17 protein-coding genes are annotated in these 19221 nt (G+C 41.9%); 9 read left to right on the top strand and 8 right to left on the bottom strand.

Annotated features, from left to right (window positions below; genetic code table 11):
* Nucleotides 1–9 precede the first annotated feature (9 nt).
* From K6V26_RS27930 to K6V26_RS27915, 4 genes are all read right to left on the bottom strand, one after another.
* Nucleotides 10–1056: a DUF2776 domain-containing protein gene (locus K6V26_RS27930; protein ID WP_046146323.1), complete on the bottom strand. Its 1047-nt coding sequence runs from the start codon at nt 1054–1056 to the stop codon at nt 10–12.
* Between the two features lie 102 nt (nt 1057–1158).
* Entirely contained in the window at nt 1159–1596 is a 438-nt protein-coding gene (locus tag K6V26_RS27925; protein ID WP_010800543.1) for a LytR/AlgR family response regulator transcription factor, read from the bottom strand.
* Nucleotides 1597–1746: 150 nt separating this feature from the next.
* Nucleotides 1747–2505 carry a LytR/AlgR family response regulator transcription factor gene (locus tag K6V26_RS27920; protein WP_009859506.1) on the bottom strand — a complete coding sequence of 253 codons (759 nt, stop codon included), beginning with the start codon at nt 2503–2505 and terminating at the stop codon, nt 1747–1749.
* Nucleotides 2506–2525: 20 nt separating this feature from the next.
* Nucleotides 2526–3710 (bottom strand): sensor histidine kinase, encoded by a 1185-nt coding sequence (locus K6V26_RS27915; RefSeq protein ID WP_224264364.1) that lies wholly within the window; start codon nt 3708–3710, stop codon nt 2526–2528.
* A 199-nt stretch (nt 3711–3909) separates the two neighbouring features.
* Here K6V26_RS27915 and K6V26_RS27910 point away from each other — a divergent pair, with 199 nt between their 5' ends.
* On the top strand, nt 3910–5724 hold the full coding sequence (locus tag K6V26_RS27910) for a 6-bladed beta-propeller (RefSeq protein WP_009859508.1): 1815 nt from the start codon (nt 3910–3912) through the stop codon (nt 5722–5724).
* A gap of 150 nt (nt 5725–5874) precedes the next feature.
* Complete coding sequence (locus tag K6V26_RS27905; RefSeq protein WP_195438332.1) at nt 5875–7002, top strand: 6-bladed beta-propeller; 1128 nt, start codon at nt 5875–5877, stop codon at nt 7000–7002.
* Between the two features lie 71 nt (nt 7003–7073).
* Here the strand turns inward: K6V26_RS27905 and rplS are convergent, their stop codons facing one another.
* From rplS to K6V26_RS27890, 3 genes are all read right to left on the bottom strand, one after another.
* The gene (gene rplS, locus K6V26_RS27900) at nt 7074–7421 is read right to left on the bottom strand and encodes a 50S ribosomal protein L19 (protein ID WP_009859510.1); all 348 of its coding nucleotides are present in this window, start codon (nt 7419–7421) and stop codon (nt 7074–7076) included.
* Nucleotides 7422–7564: 143 nt separating this feature from the next.
* Complete coding sequence (locus K6V26_RS27895; RefSeq protein WP_224264363.1) at nt 7565–8209, bottom strand: hypothetical protein; 645 nt, start codon at nt 8207–8209, stop codon at nt 7565–7567.
* 4 nt (nt 8210–8213) lie between these two features.
* Nucleotides 8214–9467 (bottom strand): AAA family ATPase, encoded by a 1254-nt coding sequence (locus K6V26_RS27890; protein ID WP_009859512.1) that lies wholly within the window; start codon nt 9465–9467, stop codon nt 8214–8216.
* A 125-nt stretch (nt 9468–9592) separates the two neighbouring features.
* Between K6V26_RS27890 and K6V26_RS27885 the strand changes: the two genes are divergently transcribed.
* A complete protein-coding gene (locus K6V26_RS27885) occupies nt 9593–12592 on the top strand; it encodes a glycoside hydrolase family 3 N-terminal domain-containing protein (RefSeq protein ID WP_224264362.1) in 3000 nt (999 codons plus the stop codon).
* Nucleotides 12593–12644: 52 nt separating this feature from the next.
* Nucleotides 12645–13673 (top strand): aminotransferase class I/II-fold pyridoxal phosphate-dependent enzyme, encoded by a 1029-nt coding sequence (locus tag K6V26_RS27880; RefSeq protein WP_009859514.1) that lies wholly within the window; start codon nt 12645–12647, stop codon nt 13671–13673.
* Between the two features lie 422 nt (nt 13674–14095).
* Here the strand turns inward: K6V26_RS27880 and eno are convergent, their stop codons facing one another.
* Nucleotides 14096–15382 (bottom strand): phosphopyruvate hydratase, encoded by a 1287-nt coding sequence (gene eno, locus K6V26_RS27875; RefSeq protein WP_048314575.1) that lies wholly within the window; start codon nt 15380–15382, stop codon nt 14096–14098.
* Between the two features lie 235 nt (nt 15383–15617).
* On the opposite strand from eno, the gene K6V26_RS27870 reads away from it, so the two are divergent.
* The 5 genes from K6V26_RS27870 to K6V26_RS27850 all read left to right on the top strand — a co-directional run bounded on the left by K6V26_RS27870 (nt 15618) and on the right by K6V26_RS27850 (nt 19108).
* Nucleotides 15618–16016 carry a hypothetical protein gene (locus K6V26_RS27870; protein ID WP_010800547.1) on the top strand — a complete coding sequence of 133 codons (399 nt, stop codon included), beginning with the start codon at nt 15618–15620 and terminating at the stop codon, nt 16014–16016.
* Between the two features lie 128 nt (nt 16017–16144).
* Nucleotides 16145–16954: a MotA/TolQ/ExbB proton channel family protein gene (locus K6V26_RS27865; RefSeq protein ID WP_009859517.1), complete on the top strand. Its 810-nt coding sequence runs from the start codon at nt 16145–16147 to the stop codon at nt 16952–16954.
* A gap of 5 nt (nt 16955–16959) precedes the next feature.
* Complete coding sequence (locus K6V26_RS27860) at nt 16960–17568, top strand: ExbD/TolR family protein (protein ID WP_009859518.1); 609 nt, start codon at nt 16960–16962, stop codon at nt 17566–17568.
* 12 nt (nt 17569–17580) lie between these two features.
* Entirely contained in the window at nt 17581–18255 is a 675-nt protein-coding gene (locus K6V26_RS27855) for an ExbD/TolR family protein (protein ID WP_122328885.1), read from the top strand.
* Nucleotides 18256–18292: 37 nt separating this feature from the next.
* Entirely contained in the window at nt 18293–19108 is an 816-nt protein-coding gene (locus K6V26_RS27850; RefSeq protein ID WP_044215307.1) for an energy transducer TonB, read from the top strand.
* The last annotated feature ends 113 nt before the right edge of the window (nt 19109–19221 follow it).

The following is a 19221-nucleotide window of genomic DNA, read 5'->3' as shown; positions in this document are numbered from 1 at the left end:
GGGAGCCTTTTATTTCGAAGATGTCCCGCTCTCCAGAATGCTGACAATGGAGAATAAAGTAAAGCAGATGCCACCCAAGCCGGCTAAAACTCTGGCCGGAACAAAATAGTAAGCATGAGCGGAACCCAGTTCGAACAGGAAGGCGGACAGGAACAAACAAGTCAATGCCGTAAATATAGGTATTAACGGAATACGGTTTGATAATTTGAATTCGTGCCGCCATATTTTGGATAGCAGGATCACTTTGCTGGAAATGCTATAGCATACCAATCCCAGTCCGATCATGATATAGCCTGTTGTACCGTTTGCCGGATTGATGGTAGCCAGGATCAGGATAATTCCCCATACAGCACAAATACTTCCCATGACCAATACCATAATAGGCCAGAATTCACGTTCGGTAGGAGAAAATATATTCCTGATCTGCCGGGCAATAGTCGCAACCAGGGCAATCAGACTCGTACAGATACAGGCCAAGCCGATCATCACATGTCCGGCCACAAAATATTTCGAGTCCTCGTCGCTATAGGCTAACAGGCAGAATGCCCATATCCAGGCGGTCAAGGCGATCAGTCCGGCAATAGCAATCAGGGTCAGTCCCTGGGCACGGGTAAAAGCCTCGGGCGGAATATCATGGCCTGTCTTTTTCGAATTGACGGTAATCATGGTGAACCGGGTGGAAGAGGTGGCAGTTGTGGCTACACAAGCGGTAATCAGTCCCACTCCGCAGATTACATGACCGGCTACAAACGATGCCGTATCAGGCGACCGCATAATCCATATCCCTGCAACGACCGTCAGGATAGCCGACAAATATCCCAATGCCGGAAGCGCATACCGGCTGATCTCTCCGAAAGTATTAATGATCTGCCTGATAATGGTTGCCGCCGTTGAGAACAAGGCTATACAAATCATCCCCAAAGAAAATACGACCGGACCAGCCACAAAACGGCTCGGGTCGGTTCCATATTCATACACGAACCAGCCGTAACCGAAACAGAACAGGGCCATCAACAAGGGTATAGCCCTAAAAAGAACACTAATGCCGTAATTCATAGTCTATTTGTTTTTAATTTTCCTCCAAACAGACAGGATTACGGCATTGTTCCTCAAATTACATTTTTATAGAATCTTTTTAGTTATCAGGGACAGGGAGACCTATTCCTGCAAGGCCAACCGCCCCATAAGTGCCGGAAGGTAGGAGTCGCTGATCGGGATCAACTCGTCACCGATGCGGATACGTTTCCGTTCGATATAACTGATGTGGGAAAGAGATACGATATAAGAACGGTGCACACGGCAAAACAAACTGTCGGTGAGGTTTTCTTCAAACCGCTTCAGGCTGACCTGCGAAAGCAGCGGTTTGCCGTTCGTGCGATGAATCTTCACATAATCGCCATAGCCTTCCAGAAAAAGAATCTCTTCTTTACGAAGGCGAATGATCTTACTTCCTTCCCGAACAAAAACAGGTTGTTCGGTCTGTTCTTTGTGCAACACTTCATGCACATCAGCCAATGCTTTATCCAACTTCTCAAAATAGCCCATCAGAGCATTCAACGTAGAAGCATCTCCATCGAAAGTAATACATTTCAACATAGTCGCTTTTCTTTTAAGTTTACACTACAAATAAATAAGAATATTCGGTGAACAAAGGTTAAGAACCGATAAATGGTAGAATTGGGTCGGTGAATCGCCCGGAGGAAGAGGGTGAAAAAAATCACCTCGATGATGCAGTATTTCACCGGATCATTCTTCCATCAATATCCATTTCTTGAATACCGGGGTTTTCGTTTTACTGATAATGATACGTTCCGGAATAGGCAAAGTGAGGTTGACAGACAGGCGGCTGCCGAACCAAAGGTCAATATCCTTAATGGCTTTCCGGGAGATAATGAACTGGCGGTTGGCACGAAAAAAATGCTTTTCATCCAGTTGGTCGCCCAAGGCATCCAGAGTGCGGTCTACCGGATGCAGCTTGCCGTCGGAAGTATAAGCAGTAACCTTTTCATTCATTGTATAAAAATACAGGATATCTTCTACCTGCAACGGATAAAATTTGTCGGTGAGCATGATCAGAAGGCTCTTTATGACGTGCCGTCCCTGTATGGTATCGTTCGTGCGCCGGATATGGGCCAACCGCTCTTCGGGGCTGAAGAGGCGCAATTTTCCTAATGCCCGTTCAAGGGAAGTCAGTGTGATCGGTTTCAGCAGATAATCGATACTGCTGACCTGGAAGGCTTGCAGGGCATACTCGTCATAGGCCGTTGTAAAAATGACCGGTGCAGCGATTTCCACCTGTTCGAATATTTTGAAGGCTGAGCCGTCAGCCAGGTGGATATCCATAAAGATAATATCCGGCTGGGGATAGTTATGGAAATAAGTAACGCTTTCCTCTATACTCTCCAGTTCGGCCACTACCTCGACAGGCATCATGGTGTTTTGCGAAAGAATTGCTTTCAGGCTACCAACAGCAGCCGTTTCATCCTCGATAATTACAGCGTTCATACAGTTTAATCTTTTAATTGTTATACCCGTCCGTTACCGTTCAGCAAAGGAAGGGTTACCTTAAAATAATCTTTCCGGTTGGAGATATGGATATCCTTTCCGGTAAGCATCCGGTAACGTCCCCAGAGGTTCTTCAACCCAATGCCGCTTCCCGTGCTCTCTTCCACCTTCGGCTGTACCCTGTTGGATACGACCAGTTGGCTCTCTTTAGTAGTATAAACGTCGATTTGCAGCGGATACTGCTTGCTGATCACATTATGTTTAACCACATTTTCGATCAGCGGCAGAATACTCAGGATGGGCAAATGCCATAATAAAAGTGCCGGAGCCGCTTGAATAGAGAAGAATAGCTTCCCTTCATAACGGACGCCAAGGAGATAAGTATATGCTTTCACAAACTGCAATTCTTCTGCCAGCGTAACCATTTCTTTCTTGTTGCTCTGCAAGATATAACGGAAAACATTCGACAACTCATCCAGATAAGTCAATGTCTGCTCCTTCTCCCCGCTCCTGATCAGGGAGTTCAGCCCATTCAGGGAATTGAAAAAGAAATGAGGGTTGATCTGTCCCATCAAGGCATTGTATGAAGTCTGGAGCTTTTCAGTCTTCAATTGTTCATATTCAAGCATCATCTGTTGTTTACCATTCAGCAGGCGTATCAAAAGGACACTCAGCAAAACGGTTAACAGTATAAATAGATGTTCCGTCAGAAAGGGTTTCGGGAAATCTGTCGCCCGGCTGAGAACCATAGACATATGCGGATCAGGGGAAGCAGGGGGTGTCGCTTTCTTTCTTGCCGCATCTTCCATTATAACAAAACTATCAGAACGGAACATTTGATCAACTTCCAAAAGGTCGATCATCACAAAACGGTGTATGACCGGATACATGAAAAAGAACGCAATGCCACAGACGATTGTCACACCGACAGACAACAGGATTGTTTTATATTCTTTATTACAAAACAGACGGTCGCCCAACTTATACATTTGAGAATCCAGTATAAACAGCAGAAAGGCATATGCAAAAAACCAAAATAAGGAATAATAAAGAAATTCATCTCCGGACGAATAGTTCCCCGGGAAAGGGACTCCCAGCGACTGCATTTTATAAGTATGCATCAACATGGTAAAGTTGACGAATAGGCTTAACAGCACTGACACAATAAAACCAATCAGCAGATTGTTTTTTACGGAATGTTGCATAAGTGTTTTATTTATAGGTGACAAAAGTAAACCTATTACCACGTCGATAAAAATTAAACCGATGAAAGAGACAAAAACATCGGCGAATCGCCGTAATTACCTAATAAAACGTATATCTTTGTCCAATCTAGAAAGGTTAGTCACTACTCTGCCTTCCACATTATATATACTCACTTTATAGAATAACAACAAATCAGATATGTCTGAATGGTGTAAATATATTAACGGAAAACTAGTATTATTGATATTGACAGGAACCATACTTCTCGTTCTGACTACATGCTCTAAAAGGGAGAAGGAAGAAATGCACACCATCGATATTCGCTCCGGATGTATATATCCTCAGGCCATACCATTAAGTAGTATCACAGATTCAGTCGAGATCATTCATTTTTCTGATCCTTTTTATAGGGATAAAGTCTTGTTGCTCGACAGTGTAATCGTCGTAGAGAGTAAAAAATCTTGCCAGCTTTTCGACCGCAAAGGAAAGTTCATAAAAGAAATTGCCCGTAAAGGAAACGCTCCCGATGAATACCCTAATTGTTTGGCATTAAATGAATGGAATGGGAATATCTATATTACAGATCACAATGGTGTAACAAAAGTTTATACACTAGACGGACAATTTTTGGAAACCTTTCTATGCCCTATCGATTTTCTAAGTACAATAGGAGTCCTGAATGAAAAGGAATTTGTCGGATACCGCATCAACTATAAAGGGAATGAGAAAGACCGAATGATATTCTATGGGAAAGATACTATCTTCAACAGACTCTCCTACCAAAAAGAATACACTGAACCCAAAAACTACTTCTTTTTCAGGAAAGACGGCCATTTTGTAAGAACTCCTCATTCTTTATTAATGAAAGAGTTACTGAACGATACGATTTATCAGGTTTCGTCTGCTACGCATAACATCGAACCGGCTTATCTGCTGGAACTGGACTCGTTGCGGGGAGATGAATCTTTGCGTTACTCACTGGAAAATCCGGAATTCGAACTATTCCGTTATACACCTTATATCATGTTATTAGGAGAACACAACTCAACCTGCTGGTTCACCACCGTATACAGTTCCTATGAACAACAAAAACAAATATACGCAACGCACTGCTATGACAGGAAAACCAAAAAGGTTTACAGCATGGAACTTAAAATGTCATTGAAAGATATGGGGAAGGATAGTCAACTCTTATATGATTCTACCCAATATACCCCTCCTTCAGTCAATTGGGATAATTTCTTTCCGGAACAAATGTCGACAGACGGACGTTACCTGATGTCATACAGAGGAAACGATATATTAGTCATAGCTCGGCTAAAAAAGAATCCTATAGCCATCCTCCAACCGGACACAAACCTCAGATGGCACACAGTTCTTTTGCCTCTTATTATATTATTAATACTCGCAAGTACATATTTTTACTTCCGCCATAAAAAGATCAGGCAAGCCTTGAAACAAATAAAGAAACAGTTATCCAGTAATGAAGAAATCCTGAAACACTATCACATAGAACTGGAAAAGATGCGGAAATCATCCACTGAAACGACCGCTTCCATACAAAAGTCGGCCGAACTGGAACAGCAAATCTACCTCCTTGAAATACAGAATGAGGAACTAAAGCAACATTTAGCAGTCCGGGAACAGAAAAAACAAAAAACGGAAACAGAAAGGACACATCTTTCCGTATCTGATGAAGGTTACAACTTATTTATAAAACTGAAGGCAGAACCGTCCTATGTCTTTATCGGAGAAAAAGAGCACGAACATCTTTGCCGCATTACAGATAAACTCTATCGTCAGTTTGCCACCCGCCTCCAGACTACTTATCAAGAATTGACCAAACACGATATAGAAACCTGCTGCCTATTGAAAGCCGGACTAACCAATCAAGAGTTAAGCATCATCTTCAACAATACGCCAGCAGCTATCACCAAATCAAAGAACCGGATTAAGAAGCGAATAGGACTGAATGGGGATACAAATCTCGATTCTTTCCTTCAGGAGTTTTGAATGTTGTCCGGTCAGTTACTCCATTTTATTTTGTAACAATTAGTATTTCAACTGTTTAACAAAACACATTTGTCAAGGTGTGATTCTCAGAACATCCTTTTTGTTCCTGTACTTTTGCGATATGAACTATAAACTCAAATCAACAATGTTATGAAAGTACATGTTATTCTTTTTATTTCTTTTCTGGGAATAATCATATCCTGCACACAGAAATCCGACCTTCACTCCAGTATAGACGTCGTCAATATCGGACAGCAAATGGAAAACCCTTCTGAAGTACCCATCCGCGATTTTGCCAAATCTGTCGAAATCGTCCAGTTGGAAACAAACGATTCGCTGTTGATACGTGATATCTACAATCTCCATTTATTTGATAATAACCTGTTAATTGATGGCCGTTTGTTTGACAGGTTTGGTAAGTTCTTAAATCAGGTCTACCGAATAGGTGAAGGACCGGGCGAAGTAACCAAAGGAGCCAATGTCATTAAGGTGAAAGACAACAAAATATATGTACTTGATTTTGCAGGTAAAGTAAATGTATATTCACCGGATGGTAAATGTCTGGAAACAATCAAATCGCCAGCTAATTTCTATTTTGAATTCCAACCGCTGGATAATGGTAATTTCGTCGGCTTCAAATCCAACTTCAAAGGAGATGAAAAGATCTGTCTGGAGTTCTTTGACAAAAACGGATTACAGGCAACTGTCCCCTACACCGAACAATACACCTCTGAGGCAAGCTGGTTTGCGCCGGGAGAAGGCAAATTTTTCGATCATAATGGCAAATTGTTGTTGAAAAAGCTCCTTTGCGATACAATCTATCAAGTAGATACAAAAAAACATCTGCTGGTTCCGGCCTATCATATAGATTTCGGGAAATGGCCATCCAAAGAAACTCTCCGGTATAGCTACAAATCAATAGAAGAACTACAGAACCGACTTTTTACAGAAATGCCGTTTGTCAGTTTCTTGGGAGAGGGTAGTGATTATCTCGTTTTCACTGTCACTTTCACCGACATGGTAAAACAACAAATGATGCATAGTACTAATTTCTATAACTTCCAAAATAAAAGTACCCGAAGTGTCATGCTGACATTATCTGATGAAGATCTTAAAATACTGGGAGAAGACGGCGATCCGCTCCCCGATTATATGAAAGGCATATCAAATAACTATTTCTTCCCTCAGGTGATGTCGGATGACGGAAATAGCCTGATCAGTTGGCGACAACAGACAAACGACCAAAATCCAGCTGTTATTATAGCGACACTCAAATAATATATCCATACAAAAAAGCCACCCAAAACGAATCGGATGGCTTTTTTGTATGGCAATTAAATCCCGAAGGATTAGAATCTTCTTTCTTTGATTCTTGCTTTCTTACCTGTAAGAGCACGCAGGTAATACAATTTAGCACGGCGTACTTTACCCAGTTTGTTTACAGTGATACTTTCGATGAACGGTGATTCGATCGGGAAAATTCTTTCTACACCAATGTTCTCAGACATCTTACGAACAGTAAAACGTTTTTTGTCACCATGTCCTGAGATACGGATAACAACGCCTCTGTACTGCTGGATACGTTCTTTGTTACCTTCTTTAATACGGTAAGCTACTGTAATAGTGTCACCACTCTTGAATGAAGGATATTCCTTCTTTGTAGCAAACGCTTCTTCTGCAATCTTAATTAAATCCATTGTTTTATAGCTTTTTAATTGTAATTTTAAATGAAACGCAATTTAACGGGCTACTTCTCCCGACAGAGATTGCGCAAAGCGGATGCAAAGTAACGAAAGATTTATTTGATACGCAAATTGTAGGGGGAAAATTCATTCGAAAATCAAAGATACTTCCTTATATCAATACTCTTTTCTGAATAAGGAATAAAGAAAATGGGTAACTCATCAAATTTATAGTCCATCTTCAATGGTAAATTTTTTAGTAAAGATATATCATGTTTCAATATCAAACCAGAGTCTTTGGCATTATACAATTTGATACAAAAACGTTCTTTACAATAACCAGACATAATCTGAGCCTTTTTAGTGAGCTTTGATAATGTCTCAATATCCGGTTCTAAAGCTATAATCAAAGCACAACACTTATAATTTTCTTTCACAAAATCATCAAAAGAGTGCAGCAACATAAACAATTTTGCATAACTTGCCTCTATCTGACTTTCCGCCTTTATGATATTATCATAAGTATATTTACTTTTCAATTCAACCCAAATTAAATATTTCTCTTTCGCACAATGATAAATAAGCACTCCGTCACATCCTTTGCATAAAGAGAAACGATCGTCTTTTTGTTTGAACAGTAAATTCATCTGATCTAATATCTTTTTATTTAAATAGATAAAATCTCCATTCTCAAGACGGACGGACCGCACCTTCGCCTGCGGATCTTCTTCTTCGATTGTAACTGCTCCTGTATATTCACAAATAAAGTCAGGATTAAATAAGGTTTTAAGTTTATCTATCATAAAGCTATAAATTATGTTCTTCTATAAAATCATCCAAAGCAAACGAAACGGTAGTTGTTTGTTGTACTACATCAGAAAAAGTATCAAACGGAATACCTTTAGAAGGTTCCTGTGTTATAATCTCTACACTTCCGTCTTCCCTTCTCTTAAAATAATAAGCACCTAGTTTATCAGGGTTAAGAGTTAACTCGCCATCAAGCCCGTTCTGATTACATAAAGCATTATAATCTTCTGCCGATACATTCGACTTAATGTAATGTAGCTTCAATAAGTCATTTATTCTCCCCATAAAATAGTCGCTATGTGTTGTTACCTGAAAAGAAGCACCATCGTTCACTGCATGAGCAATCAGATCTGCCACTTTTATTTGCATCCGGGGATGAAGATGAGCTTCAGGTTCTTCTATTAAAACCGACAGTTCTGCCGCCCGATATCGCTGCAACAACAAAAATAAAGGACTTAACTCTTTAATTGAAGAAGCTGCCGCACTAATAGGTAATTTTGTTCCATTAAACTCATAATAAAGCCGTCCGTCTTGCCTGACCAGGTTTCCTTTTAATATATCTGATATCGCATCTAACAAATAAGGAGGGCAAAGAGTCTCATTATACGAAGCAGAAAGAACCAAATCCAGTACCTCTACAAACTCTTTATACATTCCAATACTCATTATAGCATTCGTTGCACTTATACTAGCTCCCATTAAAGCAGCTCTGGCTGGCGGCAAAAGCATATTTCTCTGATAACCTATATTTAAAAGTGACTCAGATAAATATCCTTGACTTATAATAGCCAAAAGGTTTATATTAGGCCGAGTTTTTTTATAAGGACTTCCTTCATTGCCATTCAAATAAGTTATTATGTCTTTTTCTCCAGTGTCTTCTACCAGCTTATATCCAATTGTAAAATTAGGGAAATTAACGTCTATTTCTACTTCTGCTTCCAAGCCTTCATTTCCTATCAAATATCCAATAAAACGAGAAGCATTCTTATTCAACCATTTTTTATACTGTTGAGCTGATATAGTTATATTATATTGATTAAGTTGATTTATTTCTGAAGCATTTTTACCTAACACCTCTTCTATAAAAGAAACTAATGCCGCCTCTCCCATCATTGAATTAACAAAAAAATAAGACAAAAAAGCAGCATAGCTTTTCCCTAATCCCGAATCTCCCGAAAAGATCATAAAAGGCTTGTACTCAAAAGTGGTATTCTTCAAAGCACCCAGTTTATGTATCTTAAATTGTATAGGCATAACGACTTGTTTTATTGTTTTGCATCAAAGATACAAATAACCTTAATACGAAAAAGATATCAAAGCTAAAATTCATAATTCAGCTTATTTTCTTATTTTTGGTGGATAATAATGATAACGTGAAGATGAGGAAGATACTTACAATGCTGTTATGTTCTGTGTGTTTACTAACGGCCAAAGCACAGACTATTCCTAATATGTACCGTAACGTCGATCAGGCAAAAATGAATCATTGGGTTGATTCTGTGTTTGATAAGATGAGTTACGATGAACGGATCGGGCAACTCTTTATGGTGATTTCCGAACCGAAATCGGATAACCGCACCATGCAGCGGCTTATGCGATACGTCAATGAAATAAAGCTCGGAGGAATCCTCTTTCATAAAGGGAATCCTGTTACCCAGGCTGAAGTAACCAACCGGTTGCAAAAAGCGTCACGTGTCCCGATGTTCGTTTCGCTGGACGGAGAATGGGGCTTGTCTATGCGCCTTAGCGGAACGACCCGTTTCCCTAAAAACATGATGCTGGGAGCTATCGAAGATGATAAACTGATTACCGAATACGGAAAGGAAGTAGCCCGCCAATGCAAAGAGATGGGCATTCAAATCAACTTTGCCCCCGATATAGATGTAAATAGTAATACCGATAACCCGGTAATCGGCCTCCGTTCGTTCGGAGAGAATCCCCGTGCCGTTGCCGATAAAGGAATAGCCTATGCTCGCGGATTGGAAACTGCCGGTATCATCTCTGTAGCTAAACATTTCCCGGGGCATGGCGATACTTCGGATGATTCGCATAATACATTGCCTGCCGTCCATCATGACCGGGCACGCCTGGACAGCGTTGAATTGTATCCTTTCAAACGTTACATCTATGATGGTTATGCCGGAGTTATGACCGGACATCTTTATGTTCCGGCACTGGATAAAACCCGTAATCTCCCTTCCTCCTTTTCCCGTCCGATTGTAACAGGACTGTTGCAGGAAGAACTTGGTTTCAGAGGCCTTTGCTTCACAGACGCGCTGGCCATGAAAGGTGCTACGACTAAAAAATCGGATAATCCGTCAGTAAAAGCATTACTGGCTGGGAATGATATATTGCTGGCCCCGGCTGCCCCGATTAACGATTTCACAGCAGTGAAAGAAGCGATCGACGAAGGTATTTTATCCATAGAGGATATCGAAGCCAAATGTATCAAGATACTCCAGTATAAATATATTACCGGACTGGATAAATACCGACCGATTGAAACGAAAGGATTAAGCAAACGGCTGAACTCACCGCATGCAGCCTGGCTGGCCGCCAAACTCAATGCAGAAGCAATTACATTATTAAAGAACGAATCCGACATGGTCCCGCTCAGACAGCTGGATAAAAAGAAGATTGCCGCCTTGTCAATCGGTTCGCCTGCCGGAAATGAATTTCAGGAAATGCTGGGACGTTACGACAGTATTGCCTGCTTCAGCATCAGCCGTAGTTCAACAGCTGCACAAATCCAACATGTTTACAGACAGTTGGAGAAATACGATGTAATCATCTGCGGCGTACACACAGTCCGCATCCCTGAAAGCCTGCAACTTCGCCAGCTGGCGACTAAGAAAGAGCTCGTTTATGCCTTCTTTACCCTGCCCTATTTCTGTAAGGAATATAAAAGTTCCATTATGAAAGCGAAGGCGGTAGTGATGGGATACGAAGGAACGCCTCTTGCTCAGGAATATGCCGCCCAGGTTATCTTCGGGGGGATTCCAGCTAAAGGCAAACTACCGGTTACCATCCCAGGCGTATTCCATGCCGGAGCCGGTATCTTCACGGAAAAAACACGGTTAGGTTATCACGAACCGGAGGAAGTCGGAGCCAATCCCATACGCCTCGATGTAATCGGATCCATTGCAGAAGAAGGACTTGAAGAAAATGCCTATCCGGGTTGCCAGGTGCTGGTTGCCAAAGACGGTATGATTATTTACGACAAGGCCTTTGGTTACTTTGACTACGACCAAAGCCGGAAGGTACAGGAAAATTCCGTCTACGACCTGGCGTCTGCCTCCAAAGCGGCCGGGACCTTACTTGCCGTAATGAAAGCGTACGATGAAAAGAAATTCACCCTCAATAATAAAATAGCGGACTTTCTCCCCGAACTGAAAGGTTCCAACAAGAAAGACCTGAATATAAAAGAATTGCTTTACCATCAGTCAGGAGTTGTCTCCACAATCAATTTCTATCTGAATGCCATCGATAAGGATAGTTACAAAGGCAGCCTTTACAGCAGTGTAAAGAACGCTACCCATCCGGTACGCTTCGATGCCAAAACATACGTACGCAATGATTTCAACTATCTGCCCGACCTGGTTTCTACTGAGAAGAAACCGGGATTCACCACCGAGGTAGCCCGCAACTTCTACCTGCACGATTCCTTCAAAGACAGTATCATGCAGGAAATAAAAGACTCCCGCCTCGGAACACGCGGCAAATATGTGTATAGCTGCGTCAACTTCATCATGCTGAAAATGATGGTGGAAAACCAGATGAAGCAACCGATGGACCAGCTGTTGCATAACGACTTTTATAGCCGGCTGGGAGCCTGGCACACCACTTATAACCCGCTGAAAAGAATAGACAGCCTTCAGATTGTCCCGACCGAGAACGACCAGTTCGTACGCCGCCAGTTACTTCGTGGCTATGTGCACGATGAAGCTGCCGCTTTCCAGGGGGGCGTCTCCGGCAATGCCGGCCTGTTTTCGAATGCCAATGACCTGGCGAAAGTATTACAGCTTTTCCTTAATCAGGGCACTTATGGCAACGAACAATACTTATCAACAGAAACCTGTCGTCTTTTCACCCAAAGTAAAAGCCCGACAAGCCGCCGCGGACTGGGTTTCGACAAGCCTGCCCCGGGAACACATAAAGGTTCTCCTTGCAGCAGCCTGACGCCACCTTCCGTCTATGGACACACCGGCTTCACCGGGACTTGTTTCTGGGTAGACCCAGACAACCAGTTGCTTTATATCTTCCTTTGTAACAGGGTCAATCCGTCGCGTGCCAATAATAAACTCAGCCAGTTGGATATCCGCAAACGAATACAGGATGCAATCTATAAGGCAATTGATAGGAAAAGCCAAAAAGATTAGTATTTTTGCACCACCTTTTAGAACAACATTAATTACATAAAACAAATAAAGTATGCTATTCGGACACGGTGATGACTTTTACAATTCGCAGAACGAAGTAAAGATTAACTTCAGTTCTAACGTATGGCACGGTGCTAACCTCGATAAACTCAAGGAACATCTCAATGAGCATTTCAGTAAACTGACACGTTATCCGGAACCGGATGCTGCTTCACTTAAAAGGTTGCTTGCCCGCCGGTATGAGATAAAAGAAGAAAATGTAGTTGTAACCAATGGTTCGATTACCGCCTTCTATCTGTTGGCACAGGCTTGGAGAGGGGCTAAATCAACGATTGCCGTTCCTTCCTTCTCTGAGTATGAAGATGCCTGCCGCCTACACGAACACGAGATAAATTTCTTCCCAACCTCCGACGACCTTTCGGAGCTTTCTCTGGAAGGACAGGATTTCTGCTGGATATGCAATCCTAACAATCCGGATGGTAAATTGATTCATCGTACGGAATTACTCCGGTTGATTGCAGCCAACCGCAATACAAAATTCATCATCGACCAGGCTTATGTTGCCTTTACCACCGAAGATATGCTAAAGCCTTCAGACGTTAAGAATCACCCAAACCTGATTCTTATCCAGTCTATCTCTAAGGCCTACAACATTCCGGGATTACGTATCGGTTACCTGGTGGCTTCTCCAGAAATAACAGCCGAAGTAAATAAGTATATCATCCCCTGGTCGGTAAACGCTATTGCGCTTGAAGCCAGTAAATATATCCTGATTCATCCGGCCCAGTTTACTTTGCCTATCCGTAAGTGGCAGCGTGAAACAGCCGAATTGATTTATCAGTTAAGCAAATTCGATAACCTGGAAGTCATTCCTACTTCAACAACCTTCTTCCTTGTCCGCCTAAAGAAAGGCACAGCGGCAGAACTAAAGAAATACTTGTGGGAGAAGAATGGAATCCTGATTCGTGATGCCTCCAACTTCCGCGGACTGGATGAAACATACATCCGCCTGTCCACCCAAACAAGTGCTGAAAATCAGATATTGATTGATGCTATCCGTGAATGGTTCGCTCAATTATAATAGTATAAAATAGAATAGCCGGAGTAAAGAGATTTTTTTTGCTCCGGCTATTTCATCTCTCACATGCATTAATTCGAATAAAAACCATTCACCTTTTATCTGCCTGTCATCTATCGCTCCCCCTACTGACTATTCCTGCATAGCATACTGTCTTTTACTATAAAAGATATGACTCATTCTCTTTTCCATCGCCGTCGCAAAGCTTACCGACGGACGTGGATAAGCTTGCTAACGTCCGTCGGTAAGCTTTGCGACGGTCGTGAAAAAGACAAGATATAATATGCTTTCGATTAGAAATAAATAACCTCCGGGGTAGTTGCAACTAGCCTTTCTGATAAAGGTAAGGGACATAAACACAAAAAGGCCGCCTCTTTGGGAGGCAGCCCTTCAGTCTATTACATCTGATTCTGTAAGTGTCAGAATTATTTTTTGTACGTCTTATAGCCATAAACAGCCAAATCGCCCAATTCTTCCTCGATACGAAGCAACTGATTGTACTTAGCCATACGATCCGAACGGCTCAATGAACCGGTTTTGATCTGTCCTGAATTAGTAGCTACGGCGATATCGGCAATTGTTGCATCTTCCGTTTCACCGGAACGGTGCGACGTCACTGAAGTATAGCCGTTACGGTGAGCCATTTCAATAGCATCCAGTGTTTCACTTAATGTTCCGATTTGATTTACTTTAATCAGGATAGAGTTGGCACAGCCTTCTTCGATACCTTTCTTCAGGAATTCAACATTAGTTACGAACAAGTCGTCACCAACCAACTGAACACGGTCACCTAAAGCTTTGGTAAGATGCTTCCATCCTTCCCAGTCGTTTTCGTCCATACCGTCTTCGATAGAGTCGATCGGATATTTGTTAACCAAATCCAACAGGTAAGCCACCTGTTCGGCAGCAGTCCGTTTGGCACCGTGGGCACCTTCAAACTTCGAATAATCGTAGATACCCTTCTTATCGTAAAACTCGGAAGCAGCACAGTCCATAGCGATTGTCACATCTTTACCCGGTTCGTATCCGGCAGCTTTAATAGCGGCCATAATAGAACCCAAAGCATCTTCCGTACCGTTGAGAGCCGGAGCAAAACCACCTTCGTCACCAACTGCCGTACTCAGTCCGCGGTCGTGCAACACCTTCTTCAAGGCATGGAATACTTCTGCTCCCATACGCAAGCCTTCACGGAAACTCTTTGCACCTACCGGGCGAATCATAAATTCCTGAAATGCTATCGGAGCATCACTGTGCGAACCGCCATTGATAATATTCATCATCGGAACAGGCAATACATACGTATTTGTTCCGCCTATATAACGATATAACGGTAAATCGAGATAACTGGCAGCTGCTTTAGCTACGGCCAGCGAAACACCTAACATGGCATTGGCACCGAGTTTCGACTTTGTCTTTGTTCCGTCCAACTGAAGCAGTTTATGGTCGATTGCACGTTGGTTCAATGCACTCATTCCGATGATAGCCGGTGCAATTACATTGTTAACATTATCCACAGCTTTCAGTACACCTTTGCCTCCGTAGCGTTTTTTATCACCGTCACGCAGTTCTATTGCTTCATTTTCACCAGTAGAAGCACCGGATGGAACGGCAGCACGACCAAAAGCGCCGCATTCAAGAAGCACATCTACCTCTACTGTCGGGTTACCACGGGAATCAAGAATCTCTCTACCTATTACTTTTTCAATTTTCATAACCTAAATATTTAGTATTCTGTATTTTTTTCACTCAGTACAAATATAACAAACGGTTCACTAAGATTGTTGCCAAACCCTTATAAAGATTTTCAATGAATAAATAGAGGACTGCCTTTTTGAATACTATACTTTATCTATATTTATCCCCCGAATCAACAGGCATTTTTTCTTAAAAAGTTACAACCTTTTGCATTAACAAAATGTTTTAACATAAAAAGTTTATTGTCGAATCATGAAGAAAGTTCTGTCCATATTAACACTCCTTATCCTGATCTTTACAGGGCAGGAGATTGCGTTTAATATCGACAACGAAGAGATGATTCAACCATGTAACCTTAATGGCGAAGAAAAGAGCCTCTCCTACGATAATAAATTAAAACAGTTTGAATTAGGAAAAATCCCTCTTGAGTCTCTTGATATAACTGCACGTACCAAACCGGCTTTCGATAACTACGAACGGCTATTCAAATTATCGAACAGCAATAAGAGTCTTCTTCTCTTGAAGTTGAAAGAGCAGGCCTCACAATATAAAATATCGGAGACACTATCTATTATCCATACAATAAACTACCTCTCGCTTCGCAAATGCGGAAATCAATGGATCTACGTTTTGCGAAAACTCATTATTTGATATTATTATAAGACATTTATAATTGTTGATTATGCCTTCGAATACGGCATGATTCGGGTGTGCATTTCCTTTTTTGTACACTAAGACTATTATTTTCTGTTTTTTATCTCTTTAATAATATCAAAATTATGAAAACAAATCAATCTGTTATATCGAAAACATCTAATGGCGTTTCAGCCGGCATCGTCATTATCATTTGCTTTATCCTGGCAGTATGCTTCTTTCATTTCGTACTGGGCAATCCTTCCAACTTCATGGATAATAATCCGGATAATCATCCGCTTCCCGGCAACTATGCTGGTACGATTTATAAGGGAGGTTTCATTGTCCCCGTTGTTATCACTCTTTTACTTACTGTAATCACCTTGAGTGTAGAACGTTTTATTGCCATCAACCGGTCTAAAGGGAAAAAAGCCCTGCTAGGATTTGTACGTACTATAAAAAAAGACCTTGAAGACGGGAATCTGGACGCAGCTCAAAAGGCTTGTAAAGAACAGCAGGGTTCTGTGGCCAATGTGGTTAACGCCGCATTGACCCGTTACGCTGATGTAGAAAACAGGGCGGATCAGACCAAAGAACAAAAGATGGTCATCATACAGAAAGAGATCGAAGAGAGCACGGCACTGGAATTACCGTCTATGGAACAGAACCTGCCGGTTATTGCTACAATCTCGACATTGGGAACTCTGTTCGGGTTGCTTGGAACCGTACTAGGTATGATCCGTTCGTTTGCCGCCCTGGCCAATGCCGGAGCTCCCGACTCGGTAGCATTGTCGACCGGTATTTCCGAAGCTCTGGTCAATACGGCCTTAGGTATCGCCACCGGTGCCATGGCTATTATCTCGTACAACTATTTCACCAGTAAAATAGATAATATCACCTATGCCATCGATGAAATAGGTTTCTCTATCGTACAAACATTTGCGGCTAAACACTGAAACATATGCCTAAGATTATAGTAAAACGAAAAAGCACATTCATCGACATGACGGCGATGAGTGATGTAACGGTGTTACTGCTTACTTTCTTTATGCTGACATCTACCTTCATCCAGAAAGAACCGGTCGTGGTTACTACTCCGGCTTCCGTTTCCGAAATAAAAATACCGGAAACGAATATTCTTTCCATCCTGGTAGATCCGGAAGGGAAAGTATTTATGAGCATGGACAAACAAGAGGATAAGGCAAACGTATTAAAGAAACTGGGACAAGACTACGGTATTAACTTCAGCGACAAAGAAATATACGAATTCAGCCTTCTTCCTTCCTTCGGTGTTCCTATCCAGAATATGCAGGAATTTCTGAATCTTCCGTCTTCCGAACAAGACCGTCTGACGCAGAATTACGGAATCCCTGCCGATAGCACGAACAACCAATTCAAAGCCTGGGTACAACATGCCCGCGAAGTGAACCGCGACCTGGTGATCGCCATCAAAGCCGACCAACAGACGCCGTATCCTAAAATCAAAAATATAATGAACACATTGCAGGACCTGAGAGAAAACAGATATAATCTCATAACAACTCTCAAGAATGTGCCCGACAATGTTTAAACAACAAGCAGTATGGCAGAAGTAAATACAGATAAAGGAAAAGGCGACGGCAAGAAAGGCAAACAAAAGAAAGTCAATATCCGTGTCGACTTTACGCCGATGGTGGATATGAATATGTTGCTGATCACGTTCTTCATGCTTTGTACTTCGCTGAGTAAGCCGCAGACCATGGAGATCAGTATGCCGTCGAAAGACCATGTCACGGAAGCCGAACAGACAAAAGTGAAAGCCTCTAAAGCCATCACCCTTATATTGGGTGAAGACAGCAAGGTGTACTACTATTTCGGTGAACCGGATTATGAACATGTAGAATCACTGAAAACAACCGATTTTTCTCCTACCGGATTACGTAACATCCTACTGGAACGCAATTCCGACGCTATACAACAAATATCGGAGTTGAAAGTGAAAAAGCTAAACAAAGAAATATCCGAAGATGAGTTTAAAAAGCAGGCTACAGAGATAAAAGGAGGCAAAGATGCCCCGGTCGTACTGATCAAGGCGACCGACGATGCTTCTTATAAAGACCTGGTAGATGCGCTCGACGAAATGCAGATATGCAATATTGGTAAATATGCAATCGTCGATATAACCGACGGAGATAAATTTCTGGTCGACAACCTGAAAAGCGGCGGAGAACTCGCTAAACAAATAGCAGAGGCTAATGCCGGCCCTAAAAGAAAATAATTCGTATCACCAATAAAAAAGAACGATCATGATTAATATGAACAATATAAATCTGAATTCACCGGAGTGGTGCGAATTGATCTTCAACGGGAAGAATAAAGACTACGGAGCATACGAGTTGCGTAAAAATTCTTCCGGCAGACATATCCGCGCATTGATCATTGTAGCTATCGGAGCTATTCTGGTCATGACAATCCCGGTTTTGATCAAATCGGTTATTCCCCAGCACGCCAAAGAGCAGGTACTGGAAGTAACGACACTTTCCAACCTGCAAATGGAAACGAAGGTACCGGAAGAAAATCAAATCCGTAATTTAGAGGCTCCACCTCCTCCCGTACTGAAAAGTACAATCAAATTTACCCCTCCTGTTATTAAGGCGGATAAAGATGTAAGGGAGGAAGAGGAAATCAAGACACAGGAAGAACTGACAACCTCAAAACTGGCTATCTCAGTGGCAGACGTAAAAGGTTCCGAAAGTGAAGATGCCATCGACATTGCAGACCTGAAAGACAACAAGGAAGTGATTGAAGAAGAAACCGAACCTTATGTTGCCGTTGAACAAATGCCGCAATTCCCTGGTGGAAACGAGGCTTTACTGAAGTTCATTAGTACACATTTGAGATACCCGGTAATCGCTGCCGAAAATGGTATTCAGGGAACAGTTACCCTCCGCTTCGTTGTAAGCCCAACGGGAGAGATCACGAAAGTGGAAGTTCTAAGGCAATTGGATCCGGCTTGCGACAAAGAAGCATTACGCGTTATCAAGTCTCTGCCACAATGGGTTCCGGGGAAACAGAATGGTAAACCGGTACCGGTCTACTTTACAGTTCCGGTACGATTTAAATTACAATAAGATGGAGGTAAAGTGTATAAATATGAAGTTTGTCTGGGGTATATTCATGGTCATGATATACCTCGGAATGACTTTCCTGCTGGTTTTCACTAACTTGTTTAATGAGAATATGT

Origin of the sequence: Parabacteroides goldsteinii (assembly GCF_020091425.1) — a bacterium.
Lineage (GTDB): Bacteria > Bacteroidota > Bacteroidia > Bacteroidales > Tannerellaceae > Parabacteroides > Parabacteroides goldsteinii.
The sequence above is the reverse complement of the archived record's forward strand: the minus strand, read 5'-3'. Positions and strand labels throughout refer to the sequence as shown.

Excerpts from the sequence above, each read along its gene's own strand:
- K6V26_RS27930 (WP_046146323.1), bottom strand. The coding sequence starts at position 1,056 with ATGAATTACGGCATTAGTGTTCTTTTTAGGGCTATACCCTTGTTGATG.
- K6V26_RS27925 (WP_010800543.1), bottom strand. The coding sequence starts at position 1,596 with ATGTTGAAATGTATTACTTTCGATGGAGATGCTTCTACGTTGAATGCT.
- K6V26_RS27920 (WP_009859506.1), bottom strand. The coding sequence starts at position 2,505 with ATGAACGCTGTAATTATCGAGGATGAAACGGCTGCTGTTGGTAGCCTG.
- K6V26_RS27915 (WP_224264364.1), bottom strand. The coding sequence starts at position 3,710 with ATGCAACATTCCGTAAAAAACAATCTGCTGATTGGTTTTATTGTGTCA.
- K6V26_RS27910 (WP_009859508.1), top strand. The coding sequence starts at position 3,910 with ATGTCTGAATGGTGTAAATATATTAACGGAAAACTAGTATTATTGATA.
- K6V26_RS27905 (WP_195438332.1), top strand. The coding sequence starts at position 5,875 with ATGAAAGTACATGTTATTCTTTTTATTTCTTTTCTGGGAATAATCATA.
- rplS (WP_009859510.1), bottom strand. The coding sequence starts at position 7,421 with ATGGATTTAATTAAGATTGCAGAAGAAGCGTTTGCTACAAAGAAGGAA.
- K6V26_RS27895 (WP_224264363.1), bottom strand. The coding sequence starts at position 8,209 with ATGATAGATAAACTTAAAACCTTATTTAATCCTGACTTTATTTGTGAA.
- K6V26_RS27890 (WP_009859512.1), bottom strand. The coding sequence starts at position 9,467 with ATGCCTATACAATTTAAGATACATAAACTGGGTGCTTTGAAGAATACC.
- K6V26_RS27885 (WP_224264362.1), top strand. The coding sequence starts at position 9,593 with ATGAGGAAGATACTTACAATGCTGTTATGTTCTGTGTGTTTACTAACG.
- K6V26_RS27880 (WP_009859514.1), top strand. The coding sequence starts at position 12,645 with ATGCTATTCGGACACGGTGATGACTTTTACAATTCGCAGAACGAAGTA.
- eno (WP_048314575.1), bottom strand. The coding sequence starts at position 15,382 with ATGAAAATTGAAAAAGTAATAGGTAGAGAGATTCTTGATTCCCGTGGT.
- K6V26_RS27870 (WP_010800547.1), top strand. The coding sequence starts at position 15,618 with ATGAAGAAAGTTCTGTCCATATTAACACTCCTTATCCTGATCTTTACA.
- K6V26_RS27865 (WP_009859517.1), top strand. The coding sequence starts at position 16,145 with ATGAAAACAAATCAATCTGTTATATCGAAAACATCTAATGGCGTTTCA.
- K6V26_RS27860 (WP_009859518.1), top strand. The coding sequence starts at position 16,960 with ATGCCTAAGATTATAGTAAAACGAAAAAGCACATTCATCGACATGACG.
- K6V26_RS27855 (WP_122328885.1), top strand. The coding sequence starts at position 17,581 with ATGGCAGAAGTAAATACAGATAAAGGAAAAGGCGACGGCAAGAAAGGC.
- K6V26_RS27850 (WP_044215307.1), top strand. The coding sequence starts at position 18,293 with ATGAACAATATAAATCTGAATTCACCGGAGTGGTGCGAATTGATCTTC.